Annotated in this window: 7 protein-coding genes and 1 pseudogene; 1 reads left to right on the plus strand and 7 read right to left on the minus strand. The window is 69.5% G+C overall.

The genetic code is table 11. The features are described 5' to 3' along the window. Positions 1-59: 59 nt before the first annotated feature. The 7 genes and pseudogenes from tsf to GGQ63_RS01875 all read right to left on the minus strand — a co-directional run bounded on the left by tsf (position 60) and on the right by GGQ63_RS01875 (position 12,295). Entirely contained in the window at positions 60-986 is a 927-nt protein-coding gene (tsf, locus tag GGQ63_RS01845) for a translation elongation factor Ts (protein WP_183851887.1), read from the minus strand. A 106-nt stretch (positions 987-1,092) separates the two neighbouring features. Then, positions 1,093-1,872: pseudogene (gene rpsB / locus GGQ63_RS01850) on the minus strand (30S ribosomal protein S2); the annotation flags it as partial. A gap of 660 nt (positions 1,873-2,532) precedes the next feature. After that, positions 2,533-5,991 (minus strand): DNA polymerase III subunit alpha, encoded by a 3,459-nt coding sequence (gene dnaE, locus GGQ63_RS01855; RefSeq protein WP_183851890.1) that lies wholly within the window; start codon positions 5,989-5,991, stop codon positions 2,533-2,535. A gap of 450 nt (positions 5,992-6,441) precedes the next feature. After that, positions 6,442-7,440 carry an ABC transporter permease gene (locus GGQ63_RS01860; protein WP_183851892.1) on the minus strand — a complete coding sequence of 333 codons (999 nt, stop codon included), beginning with the start codon at positions 7,438-7,440 and terminating at the stop codon, positions 6,442-6,444. A 46-nt stretch (positions 7,441-7,486) separates the two neighbouring features. Beyond that, positions 7,487-10,027 carry an ATP-binding cassette domain-containing protein gene (locus GGQ63_RS01865; protein WP_183851895.1) on the minus strand — a complete coding sequence of 847 codons (2,541 nt, stop codon included), beginning with the start codon at positions 10,025-10,027 and terminating at the stop codon, positions 7,487-7,489. Between the two features lie 99 nt (positions 10,028-10,126). Continuing rightward, the gene (locus GGQ63_RS01870) at positions 10,127-11,302 is read right to left on the minus strand and encodes a substrate-binding domain-containing protein (protein ID WP_183851897.1); all 1,176 of its coding nucleotides are present in this window, start codon (positions 11,300-11,302) and stop codon (positions 10,127-10,129) included. Between the two features lie 273 nt (positions 11,303-11,575). After that, positions 11,576-12,295 (minus strand): SDR family NAD(P)-dependent oxidoreductase, encoded by a 720-nt coding sequence (locus tag GGQ63_RS01875; RefSeq protein WP_183851899.1) that lies wholly within the window; start codon positions 12,293-12,295, stop codon positions 11,576-11,578. A gap of 194 nt (positions 12,296-12,489) precedes the next feature. Between GGQ63_RS01875 and GGQ63_RS01880 the strand changes: the two genes are divergently transcribed. Further along, a complete protein-coding gene (locus GGQ63_RS01880; protein WP_183851901.1) occupies positions 12,490-13,260 on the plus strand; it encodes an SDR family NAD(P)-dependent oxidoreductase in 771 nt (256 codons plus the stop codon). Positions 13,261-13,360: the final 100 nt, after the last annotated feature.

Below are 13,360 nucleotides of genomic sequence, written 5' to 3' on the forward strand. Positions count from 1 at the left end.
TACACGAAGGGCGCCGGCCTGTCATCCGGCGCCCTTCTCTGTTCAACAGGAGGTGCTGATCACTTCGTGCCGGCCGCGGCCGCGACCTCGGCCGCGAAGTCGCTCTCCTCGCGCTCGATGCCCTCGCCGACGCGGAAGGCGACGAACTGCGTGATCGCGACCGGCGCGCCGAGCTCCTTCGAGAGCGCGGCGACGGCCTTCTCGACCGTATTGTCCGGGTCGACGACGAAGGTCTGCGCGAGCAGCACGACCTCCTCGTAGAACTTGCGGATGCGGCCATCCACCATCTTCTCGATGATGGCTTCGGGCTTGCCCGACTCGCGCGCCTGCTCGGCATAGACGGCGCGCTCGCGCGCCACCACCGCCGGGTCGACTTCCTCGACGCGCACCGCGAGCGGGTTGGTCGCGGCGATGTGCATCGCGACCTGGCGGCCGAACTGCAGCAGCCGATCGCGATCGCCGGTCGATTCGAGGCCGACGAGCACGCCGATCTTGCCGAGATTCGGCGCCACGGCCGAATGGACATAGGTCGCGACCACGCCCTCGCCGACCGCGATGCGGCCGACGCGGCGCAGCGTCATGTTCTCGCCGATCGTCGCGACGGCCGCCTTGATCGTCTCCTCGACGGAGGTCTCGCCGCCGGGATAGGGCGCGGCCGCGGTCGCCTCGAGGCTGCCGTCGGTGCCGAGCGCGGCCTTCGCCGTATTGAGCACGAGGTCCTGGAACGCGCCGTTGCGGGCGACGAAGTCGGTCTCGGAATTGACCTCGACGACGACGGCGGCGGTCTCCCCGCTCGCCACGCCGATCAGGCCTTCCGCGGCGACGCGGCCGGCCTTCTTCGCGGCCTTGGCGAGGCCCTTGGTGCGCAGCCAGTCGATCGCCGCCTCGATGTCGCCGCTGGTTTCCGTCAGCGCCGCCTTGCAATCCATCATGCCCGCGCCGGTCTTCTCGCGCAGGTCCTTCACCATCTGGGCGGAAATGGTCATCTGCCTCTCCGTGGTCTCATCGAACGACGAGCCGGGCGCTCTCGCCCGGCTCGCTCGCGATTCGTCGTGTGTCGTTCGACCGCTTAGCGCGGTCGTGTGAAGATCAGGCGGCGGCCTCGGCCGGCGCTTCATCGGCGACCGGAAGCACCTCCTCGGCGACCTCCTCGCTCGCGCCGATGTCGATGCCGGACTGGCCGGCGGCGCGGGAGAGGCCGTCGAGCGCGGCGCGCGAAGCGAGCTCGGTATAGAGCGTCAGCGCGCGGCCGGCATCGTCATTGCCCGGAATCGGGAAGGCGATGCCGTCCGGATCCGAGTTCGAATCGATGATCGCCGCAACCGGAATATTGAGCCGGCGGGCCTCCTGGATCGCGATCGCTTCCTTGTTGGTGTCGATCACGAACAGGAGGTCGGGCAGGCCGCCCATGTCCTTGATGCCGCCGAGCGCCGCCTCGAGCTTGTCGCGCTCGCGGGTCAGCGTCAGACGCTCCTTCTTGGTCAGGCCGTGCACTTCGCCCGAGAGCATGTCGTCGAGCTGACGCAGGCGCTGGATCGAATGCGAGATGGTCTTCCAGTTGGTCAGCATGCCGCCGAGCCAGCGGGAATTCACATAATACTGCGCGCAGCGCTGCGCCGCGGTGGCGACCGGGTCGGCCGCCTGGCGCTTGGTGCCGACGAACAGCACGCGGCCGCCGCCGGCGACGGTGTCGCTGATGACCTGGAGGGCGCGATGGAACATCGGCACCGTCTGGGTCAGATCGATGATGTGGATGTTGTTGCGCACACCATAGAGATACGGCGCCATCTTCGGGTTCCAGCGGTGCTTCTGGTGGCCGAAATGGACGCCGGCCTCGAGCAGCTGGCGCATGGAGAAATCGGGCAGAGCCATGACGAAACGGTCCTTTACCGGTTGTGCCTCCGCGGGGAAAGCCGTTCCGAGGAACGGCACCGGATGGTTCGGGCAGTCGGCACGAGCCGACGCGGGAACCTGAGCCCCACGTGTGGAATGCGCGCGTTATAGGTATCCGCCCGCCGCATTGCAAGCCGCGACGTGATGCGGCCGCGCCGCACGGCTCGCGTCGTCCACCATCCGGCGTCCGCCCGCCCCGCCGCCGGCATATCCGCGCCGCAGACCCGCCGCGCGCCCGGCCTCGGCGAAGGAAAGCCGCGAAGACGTGCGGCGCTGCCCCTCGAAACGGCGCCTCGAAACGCCCGCCGCCCCTGCCGCGCCGCCTCTCATGCACGCCAACAGAACCCGCGCCGCGGCGCCGACGGTCCGGCCCGTTGTCGCCCGCCGCCCTCGGCGCCCTTCACGGGGACGAACAGGCTCCTCCGCCTCGACACGGAACGCCGGCGAGCGGCCGCGGAAGGGCGCGCCCGACCTTCCCTGGCGCAGGTGCAGGCGCCATGCCCCCAACCCGGGCCGCCCCCGCTTCGGCCGCCCCAACTTCGGCCATCTCGACTTCGGCGGCCTCCCCGCCGGCCGTCCGGTCCGTCCGAGCCCGCTGCGGCACCGCGCTCTCCGGCCGCCCGGCCGGTGACACGCCGGCTACACCAGTTCCACCTCGACCACGCCGCGCACGGCGCGGAGCGCGCTCGCGATCTGCGGCGACAGGCCGTAGCGGCCGGGGAGCTGCACCTCGACCTCGCGGTTTCCCTCGTCGAGCATCAGCACGAGGCTGACATCGCCGTCGCCGCCCTGCTTCAGATGCCGCTCGACGCTGCGGATCGGATCGGCGTCGCGCAGGAAGACGCGCAGCTGCCGCAGACCCGAGGCCATGTCGTCGAGCGCGCGCGCCGAGACGATCCGCACGCTCACCCCCTCGGGCCTGTCCTCGGCCGTCACCTGGACGATCACCGAACGGCCCGGCTCGAGCACGTCGCGCAGTTCGTTGAGCCCCTCGGCGAACAGGATCGCCTCGTATTGGCCGGTCGGATCGGAAAGCTGGACGATGCCCATCCGGTTGCCGGAGCGCGTCTTGCGCTCCTGCCGCGCCGTCACCGTGCCGGCGAGGCGGCCGGCGATCGCGCCGTGCCGCACGGCTTCCGCGAACTCCGCCCAGGTCTGGACGCGCTGCCGTTTCAGGACCGGCGCATATTCGTCGAGCGGATGCGCCGACAGGTAGAAGCCGACGGCGGCGTGTTCGCGTTGCAGCCGTTCCGCCGGCAGCCAGGAATCGACTTCCGGCAGCACGAGCGCATCGCGCTGCGTCGCGCCGCCGAGCAGATCGCCCTGGCCGAGCGTCTCGCCCTCGATGCGGGCCGCCGCAGCCGCCACGATCCGGTCGAGCCCGGCGACGAGCCGGGCACGGTCCGCATCGAGCGCGTCGAAGGCGCCGGCGGCGATCAGGCATTCGAGCGAACGCTTGTTCAGCACCTTCGGATTGATCCGGCTCGCGAAGTCCGCCATGTCGCGGAAGGCGCGGCCGTCCCGCATCGCGACGATGTGCTCCGCCGCCTGGCGCCCCACGCCCTTGATCGCGCCGAGCGCATAGAGGATGCGGCCGTCCTCGACGTCGAAATCGACGCCCGAGCGCGATACGGCGGGTGTCTCCACCGCGATGCCGAGCCGCATCGCCTCCCGCCGGAAGTCGTTGATCTTGTCGGTGTTCGCCATGTCGAGCGTCATCGAGGCGGCGAGGAACTCGACCGGATGGTTGGCTTTCAGCCAGGCGGTCTGATAGGCGACGAGCGCATAGGCCGCCGCATGGCTCTTGTTGAAGCCGTAATCGGCGAACTTGGCGAGCAGGTCGAAGATCGTGTCGGCCCGCTCCTTGGCGAGCCCGCGCTCGACCGCGCCGCGCACGAAGCGGTCGCGCTGCGCGTCCATCTCCGCCTTGATCTTCTTGCCCATGGCGCGGCGCAGCAGATCGGCCTCGCCGAGCGAATAGCCGGACAGGATCTGCGCGATCTGCATCACCTGTTCCTGATAGATGATGACGCCGTAGGTCTCCTTCAGCACCGTCTCGAGGGACGGATGAAGGTAGTCCGGCTCTTCCTCGCGGTGCTTGCGGGCGTTGTAGGTCGGGATGTTGTCCATCGGGCCCGGCCGGTAGAGCGCGACGAGAGCGATGATGTCCTCGAAGCGGTCCGGCCGCATGCCGACGAGGGCCTTGCGCATGCCCTGGCTTTCCAGCTGGAACACGCCGACCGTCTCGCCGCGCGCCAGCATCTCGTAGCTCTTGCGGTCGTCGAGCGGCAGCGCGGAGAGATCGACCGTGATGCCGCGCTTTGCGAGCAGCCTGATCGCCGTCTCAAGCACGGTCAGCGTCTTCAGGCCGAGGAAGTCGAACTTCACGAGGCCGGCGCTCTCGACCCATTTCATGTTGAACTGGGTGACCGGCATATCCGAACGCGGATCGCGATAGATCGGCACCAGCCGGTCGAGCGGCCGGTCGCCGATGACGATGCCGGCGGCGTGCGTCGAGGCGTGGCGGTAGAGGCCCTCGAGCTTCTGCGCCATGGCGAGCAGCTTCTCGACGAGCGGATCCTCGTCGCGCGCCTCGCGCAGCCGCGGCTCGTCCTCGATCGCCTTGCCGAGCGTCACGGGATTGGCCGGGTTCTGCGGCACCATCTTGCAGAGCCGGTCGACCTGGCCATAGGGCATCTGCAGCACGCGGCCGACGTCGCGCAGCACGGCGCGGGCCTGCAGCGTGCCGAAGGTGATGATCTGGGCGACCTGCGCGACGCCATATTTCTGCTGGACATAGGCGATCACTTCGTCGCGCCGGTCCTGGCAGAAGTCGATGTCGAAGTCCGGCATCGAGACGCGCTCCGGATTGAGGAAGCGCTCGAAGAGCAGCGCGAAGCGCATCGGGTCGAGATCGGTGATGGTGAGCGACCAGGCGACGAGCGAGCCAGCACCCGAGCCGCGGCCCGGTCCGACGGGGATCGCCTGCGCCTTCGCCCATTTGATGAAGTCCGACACGATCAGGAAGTAGCCCGGGAACTTCATCCGCTCGATCACGCCGAGCTCGAACTCGAGCCGCTCGCGATAGGCCTCGACCGTCAGCCCGGGCGCGCAGCCATGGAAAGCGAGCCGCCGCTCGAGCCCCTCCGCCGCCTGGCGGCGCAGCTCCGCCACCTCCGCGGCCTCCGCCGTTTCGGGGTCGGCGTCGGCGCCGGCGAAGCGCGGCAGGATCGGCTTCCGCTTCTTCGGCCGGTAGGCGCAGCGGATCGCGATCTCCACCGTGTTGCGCACCGCCTCGGGCAGATCCTCGAACAGCGCCACCATCTCGGCGCGCGACTTGAAATAGTGCTCGGGCGACAAACGCCGCCGATTGCCGTCGGCGATCACCGAGCCCTCGGCGATCGCGATCAGCGCGTCGTGCGCCTCGTAATCCTCGCGCGCCGCGAAGAAGGGCTCGTTGGTGGCGACGAGCGGCAGGTCGTGGCGATAGGCGAGCGCGACGAGTTCGGCCTCGCTGCGCGCCTCGTGCGGCATGCCGTGCCGCTGCAGCTCGACATAGAGCCGGTCGCCGAACAGCGCCTTCAGGCGTCCGAGACGGGTCTCGGCCAGTTCGCTCTGGCCGGCGAGGATCGCCACGTCGAGCGGCCCCTTCTGCCCGCCGGAAAGCGCGATCAGACCGGCGGACGCCGTCTCGATCAGGCCGAACGGCACATGCGCCGGCTCGCCGGGCGGCGTCGCGACGAAGGAATGCGAGACGAGGCGGACGAGGTTCCAGTAGCCCTCCTCGCTCGCGGCGAGCAGGACGAGGTCGGCGAGCTGCTTGCGGCCGGGCACCGGGCGGCGCGACGGCTCGAAGCCGTCGTCGAAATCGACCGCGATCTGGCAGCCGACGATCGGCTGGATGCCGGTCTCGGCCATCTTCTCGGAAAATTCGAGCGCGCCGAAGAGATTGCCCGTGTCGGTGAGGGCGAGCGCCGGCATGCGGTCCGCCGCGGCGAGCTTGGCGAGCGCCTTCAGGGGCAGCGCGCCCTCGAGCAGCGAATAGGCCGAGTGGACGCGCAGATGGACGAAGCCGACTTCAGCGGCGATGCGACTCATGGCGAGAGCCTCCTCCCCCCATTGTCCCCCGGGCTGCACCGCACGGTCCATCGCGAACGTCCCCTTATCCCCCGTCCGCTCAGACCATGGCGAGCACGATGTCGGACCAGAGGCCGAGCATGGCGACGAACAGGCCGAGGGCGAAAAGGGCAGCGATATCACGGAGAAGAGCGGTCACGGCATTGCTCCATGGCTGTGGACAAGTCGAGTATGTTCATGTTTTGTTCTGCTCGTCAACAGCCGCCCGGATGCGGCTGATCGAGATGCCGCCGGCGACTGCCCGAGGGACGACGGATGGAGGAGGCAGGCGGGCGATCCGTCGGGCCGGGGATGGAGGCCGCGAGACCCGCCGGTCCTGCGCGCCTGTCCCGCTCGCCCCTTCGCCTCGCCCGATATGGCCGGCGATGCCGGTCTCGGACGTCTGCGGCGATCGCTGAGCGGCCCCGCCGCTCAGCGCCGGCCGGAGCGGGAGGCGGCTTCCGAGAGCCACATGCCGGCGGCGATCGCGGCGCCCTGGACGATCAGCTGCCAGGAGGTCGCGAGGCCCATCATCTTCGAGGCCTGGTCGAGCTGCATCACGAAGAGGGATGCGCCGAGGACGGCGATCATGCTGCCGATGCCGCCGCTGATCGCGGTGCCGCCGAGCACCGCCGCGGCGATCGGCGCGAGGAGGTAGGGGTTGCCGACCTCGAGCGTCGGATTGCGGATGAAGCCGGAGAGGAGGATGGCGAGCACGCCGTAGAGGAGCGATGCGAGGACGAAGGCGGCGGCCTGATAGCGCATGGTGCGGATGCCGCTCGCATGAGCGGCGCGCGGATTGGCGCCGACCGCCTCGAAGCGGCGGCCCGCCACCGTCTTGCGCAGGCCGACGGTCAGGAGCACGGCGAGGCCGAGCGCGAACCACACCGAGATCGGCAAGCCGAAGGCGCGCTGGCCGGCGAAGGTGGCGAGCGTCTCCGGCACCTTCGCCTCGGCCGCCAGGCCCTGCCGATACCAGAGCGTGATGCCGCCGACGATCGCCCCCGTCGCGAGCGTGACGATCAGCGCGTTGAGGCGGAGCACCGCGACGAGCAGGCCGTTGACGAGGCCGACGCAGACCGCCGCCGCGAGCGCCGCGAGGATGGCGAGCCACAACCGGTCGTCGCTGCCGTTCGAGACGCCGAGCAGGACGGCGCTGGCGAGCGACACGATGCCCGGCACCGAGAGATCGATACCGCGGCCCATCAGGACGAGCGCCTGGCCCATCGCGGCGATCGCGAGGAAGGCGACGAAGGGCAGCACGGTCTGGATCGTCGTCGGCGCGACGCTGCGCGGCAGGCCGATCGCGCAGATCGCGATGAGAACCCCGAGTGCCAGCCAGATGGCGAGAAAGCGCATCGGCAGGCGGGGCAGCGCCGGGCGGCGCGGCGGCGCGAAAGCGGGCGCCGCGAGACGGGTCGAAGCGTGCATGGTCTGGCCTCCTTCTGCGGGCAACCGGCTGCCGGTCTGCATCGGATCACTCGGCGGCGGCGAGCGCGGCGGGGCTCTTCCGCCGGCGCAGGCCGCGCAGGAGCTGCTCGAATTCCTTCAGGCCGGAATAGAGGAAGATGGCGAGAAGGGTCATCGCGCCGCTCGCGATCACGCCGACCGAAGACGACAGGCCGAGGATCGAGATGACGTTGATCATCAAGGTGAAGAAGACCGCGCCGAACAACGCGCCGGCGAAGGAACCGCGGCCGCCGGAGAGCGCCGCCCCGCCGAGCACCGCCGCGGCGATGCTCGTCAGCGCATAGTTCTGCGCGACGGTGGGGTGGCCGACGCCGACCTCCGAGCCGAGGAACAGGCCGGCGAGCGCCGCCATGCCGCCGGCGAGCGCATAGGCGCGCAGCTGGACACGGTCGACGCGCACGCCGTTCCGCCGCGCCGCCTCCTCGCGGAAGCCGACCGCCTTGGTCTCGAGGCCCGCGCGGCTGCGGTTGAGCCAGAGATCGCCGGCGATCGCGAGGACGAGGAGGAAGAGCGTCGAGACCGGCAGGAAGCCGATCCGCGTGCGCAAGAGTTCGGCAAAGCCCGGATCGATCAGCCCGCCCGGGATCGGCCGCAGCACGAGTGCAACGCCCTGCAGGACGGAGAGCATGGCGATCGTCGTGATCACCGGGTTGATGCCGGCGAAGCGCACCAGCGATCCGTTGGCGAGACCGACCAGCAGGCCGAGCAGCAGGCAGCCGGCCGCACCGGCGAAGAGGAGGCCCGGCCCGCCGCCGGCGAGGATGAAGGACGCGGCGACGACCGTGAGGCTCATCAGCGAGCCGACCGAGACGTCGAGCCCGCGCACCAGCAGCACCATCAGCTGGGCCATCGCGACGAGCCCGGCGGGCGCGGCGGCGAGCAGCATGTGGCGGATGTTGATCGGCTTCAGGAAGACCGGGCTCTGTGTCGCTGCCCAGGTGCCGACGAGGAGCGTCAGAAGGGCGAGGAAGACGAGCGGGACCCACCACACCGCGCTGCCGTTCGCGAGCACGCCGAAGAGCCGCTGGATCGGCCCGGCCTCGTCGGCGGGACCGGCGGCGGCCTTGCCGTGCCGCGAGGTGAGAAAGGCGCCGACGATGTTCTCCTCGGTGACGTCCGGGCCGACGAGTTCGCGCACGATCTGGCCGCGCGAGAAGACGAGCACGCGGTCGCAGATGCCCTCGAGCTCCTGCGCGTCGGACGAATTGACGATACAGGCGCCGTCCTCGCGGATGTTCTCGCGGATCGCCTTGTAGATCTCGTAGCGCGCGCCGGCGTCGACGCCCTGCGTCGGCTCGTCGATGAGAACGACCCTGGCGCCGGAGCGGAAGCTGCGGGCGAGCACGGCCTTCTGCTGGTTGCCGCCCGAGAGCCCGGCCACCGGCACGTCGAGGCTCGCCGCGACGACCGTGAAGTCGGTCTTCATCCGGTCCGCGACAGTGCGTTCGCGGCCGGCGGAAAGGAAGCCGTGCGACAGGAAGCGGCCGAGTTGGGTCAGCACCATGTTCTTCTGGACGGCGAGCTCCGGGAAGACCCCCTCCCCCGGACGGTCGGCGCTCAGAAAGGCGATGCCGCCGGCGAGCGCGGCATCGGGCGAGGCGGTATCGACCGGCCGGCCGGCGCAGCGCACGGCACCGCTCGCCTCCTCGAGCCCGACGATCGCCCGCAGCGCCTCGCGCTGGCCGTTGCCCTCCGCCCCGGCGAAGCCGAGGATCTCGCCCCGCCGCGCCGTGAAGGAGACGCTGCGGAATGCCTGTCCGGTGAGGTCTTCGACCGCGAGCACCGGCTCGTCCGGCAGCCGCTCCGGTTTCGGCGGGAACTCGCCCTCGACGTCGCGGCCGATCATCCGGGCGACGAGATCGTGTTCGGAGAGGTCCGGCGTGACGTCGAACGTGCCCTGATGCACGCCGTCGCGCAGGATCGAGACTCGGTCGGCGAGATCGAGGATCTCGGGCAGGCGGTGGCTGACATAGATGACCCCGGTGCCGCGCGCCGTCAGGTCGCGGACGATGCCGGCGAGCTGGCGGACGCCGTCGATGTCGAGCGTCGAGGTCGGCTCGTCGAGAAGGAGCACGCGCGGCCCGGCGATCAGCGCCTTGACGATCTCGACGAACTGCCGCTGCGCCGGCGTGAGGTCGCCGACGAGCGTGCGCACGGAGATCGCGACGCCATAGGGCGCGAGCTGCGCCGCCGCCCAGCTTTCCATGGCGCGGAAGGGAACGCTGCCCGGCCTGGTGCCGAGATAGAGGTTCTGCGCAACCGTGAGTTCGCGCACCAGCGAGTCGTCCTGGTAGACGGTGGCGAGGCCGAGCGCGTGCGCCGCCCGCGGATCGGCCGCTTCGAGCCGCACGCCGCCGATCTCGACGGTGCCTCCGTCCGGCGTGATCGCGCCGCTCGCGATCTTCATCAGCGTGCTCTTGCCCGAGCCGTTCTCGCCGAGAATGGCGTGCACCTCGCCGGCGCGGCAGTCGAGGCTGACGGTGTCGAGCGCGCGCACGCCCGGATAGGTCTTCGAGACGCGCTCGATCTTCAGAACGGTTTCCGGCATCGCGGTTCTCCCGGCGGCAAGAGGGCGAGCGTCTTGGGCGAGCGTCTTGGGCGAGCGGACGGCCGGAGCGGAGGCGCACCTCCACCCCGGCCGCCGGCGTCACTTCTGGGCGAACATCGCCTTGAGGGTCTCGGCATCCACCATGGTGGAAACGGACATCTCCATCGGCAGGGCCGGGTTGCAGAGCCCCTTGACGGCCGGCTTCATCTTGAAGGGCACGTCGATACGGGCGGGGACGGACTTGCCGGCGATCGCCATCATCGCGGCGGTCAGGGCGAAGCGGGACTGGAAGTTCTGGCCGGACGAATAGTAGATCTTGAAGGCCGGATCGTTCGCCTTCTCCCAGTCGCAGAACAGGCCCTGCTCGTCCGTGCGCAGCGCCGCGACGAAGTCGAGCTTGTGGCCGGCCTGCTGATAGGCGCGCACCGCACCACGGAATCCGTCCGCATATTCATAGATGTAGCCGTCGATCTTGTCATATTGCGACAGCGCGGTCGACACCGCGGTGAAGGTGCCTTCCTGCGTCCAGTTGGTATCGATCCGGCCGAGAATGCCGAGCCCGTCGAAGCTCTTGACCTCCTGATCCGCGCAATCCTGCCAGGTCGAGCTCAGCGTATTGCCCGGCACGCCGCCGAGCGCGACGATGCTCTTCGCCTCCGGATTGCCCTCGCGCACCGCCTTCACGAAATCCTTGCCGAGCTGGCAGATGTTCTCGGCGATGTTGGTGAGATAATCGGTGCCGGGCGTGCCGACCTCGGTGCCGTTGTGCAGCACGACCTGGATGCCGGCTTCCTTCGCCTCGCGGACGGTGGGGCCGAGCGCGGCGCCGTGATCGGCGAAGATGACGATGACGTTGACGCCCTGGGCGATATAGGAGCGCAGGTCCGAGATCGCCTTCGAGGCATCGCCGCGCGCCGAACTGTACTGGATCTTGCCGATCTCGGGATAGGTCAGCGCCTGCTGGATGAACTCCATCGCCGTGACGCGGCGCCAGACGTTCTCGCCGAAGCCGTCGGCATAGGCGACCGAGACGGCGCCGCCGGTGCCGGTGTCGCAGCCATTGTTGTTCCAGCACTCGAGCGCCTTCGCCCGCAATTCCGGCGTCACCGGCTGCGCGGCGCGTCCGATCGCCTCGACGATCGCCGGGTCGGCGGTCGTGGTGCCGAGGCGCGACGTCATCAGTTCGTCGGCGGTGGCCGCATGTGCGGCGATCGGGGCGAGCCCGGACAGCGCCAGCGCGGCGGTCGCCGCCAGCATGAAGTTCGAACGGGTCATGTGGTTTTCCTCCCTTGCGCCCCTTTTCGGAGCCGACTGCGGATGCGTGACCGGCATTGCAAGGATCGGCCGTGCCGGGCCTCGCCCATCCGCCGGCCGAAAGGCCGGCGGCACGGCATCGCCGTGCGGAACCGCATCTCCCGGACGCGGTTCAACCGGCCTCTGCGCCCTCCTGCGCAGTAATACTGTAATACGAGATTACTGACTTACGCAATGCTCTCGTGTCGCCGCCGGACGGCGGCGACCGGGGCGGCGCGCCGCGCCGCCAAAGTCTCACTGGGCGAGATAGCCGCCGTCGATCACCAGTTCGGCGCCGGTCATGAAGCTGCTCTCGTCCGAGGCGAGGAACAGCGCGCCGTTGGCGATCTCGCGCGTCGTGCCGGCGCGCTTCATCGGCGTCGCGGCGATGACGGCGGCGTTGATGCCGGGGTCCTGGGATTGGGTGAGCGGCGTGTCGATGAAGCCCGGATGGAGCGAGTTCACGCGGATGCCGTCGCCGACATAGATGATCGCGGCGTTCTTCGACATCACGCCGACCGCCCCCTTCGTCGCGTGATAGACATGCGCGCCGGCGACCGCGGCGACGCCCCAGATCGACGAGACATTGATGATCGAGCCGCTCTTCTGGGCGCGCATCGCCGGCAGAACTTCCCGCATGCCGAGGAAAACGCCGGTCTGATTGACCGCGACGACCTTGTTCCAGGCGTCGAGGGTCAGATCGTGCACGCACTCATAGACGATGATGCCGGCATTGTTGACGAGCACGTCGATGCGGCCCTGCTCGGCGAGGATACGCTCGACCACGGTTTTCCAGTCACCTTCCTGCGCCACGTCGAGCCTCACGCCGGTGACGCCCTGCGGATAGACGCCGGTCGGCGGATTGGTGCTGCCGGCATAGACGATCGCCCCCTCTTCCGCGAAGCGCTCGACGATCCCGAGCCCGATGCCCCGCGACGCGCCGGTCACCAGCGCGACCTTCCCCGACAACCGCATTCCATCCTCCCCGATGGCTGATGGCCGCCTTGGCGTCGCGGCCTTGATTGCAAGATTATCGTATTACGGTATTATGTCAACCGCGATCCCTCCGCTTGACCGTATTACGGTATTACCGTATCAATTCCGACATGCCGGAAGAGGCCATGAGCCGGCAGGCGGGGGAGGAACCGCGGGACTTCAGGGAGGAAGGAATGGCAGAGGGAAGAGTCGCCGGCAGAACGGCGATCGTCACCGGAGGCGCACGCGGCATCGGCAAGGCGACCGCGCTCCGGCTCGCCGAGGAAGGCGCCAGGGTGGCGATCTTCGACAGGCTCGGCGATGGCGAGTTCGTCGCCGAAACGATCCGCGCCGCCGGCGGCCGGGCGATCTTCGTCAAGACCGACCTGAGGCGGGAGGAGAGCGTGCGCGAGGGCGTCGCCGACACCGTCCGCACCTTCGGCCTCGTCGACATCCTCGTCAACAATGCCGGCACGCCGGGCGTCAACCGGCTCGTCCATGAGACGAGCGTCGCCGAATGGGACGCCGTCTTCGACGTCAACGTCAAAGGCACGTTCCTGATGACGAAGCACGTCCTGCCCGGGATGATCGAGCACGGGTCGGGCGCGATCGTGAACGTCTCGTCGATCTACGGCCTGATCGGCTCGGCCGACCTGCCCGCCTATCATGCCACCAAAGGCGCGGTGCTCCTGATGACGAAGACGGACGCGATCTGCTACGCGCCGCACGGCATCCGCGTGAACGCCGTCCATCCCGGCTCGACCAAGACCGAGCTGTTCATGGCGGCGGCCGACAGCTGGCCGGCGGGACGCGAGGCCTATCTCGCCATGATGGGCGAAAAGCACCCGCTCCGCCTCGGCGAGCCGGTCGATGTCGCCAACTGCATCCTGTTCCTCGCCTCCGAGGAAGCGCGCTTCGTGACGGGCGCGAGCCTCGTCTGCGACGGCGGATACACCGCGCAATAGCCCGGCGGCCGGAGCCCCGCGCTTCGGCGATCCGGTTTCGACGACCCATGGGAGAGAGACGCCGTCCCTGCCCCGCTGCCGGCGGAGACGCGCGTAAGAA

The organism is Prosthecomicrobium pneumaticum (genome assembly GCF_014199915.1).
Taxonomy (GTDB): Bacteria; Pseudomonadota; Alphaproteobacteria; order Rhizobiales; family Kaistiaceae; genus Prosthecomicrobium; species Prosthecomicrobium pneumaticum.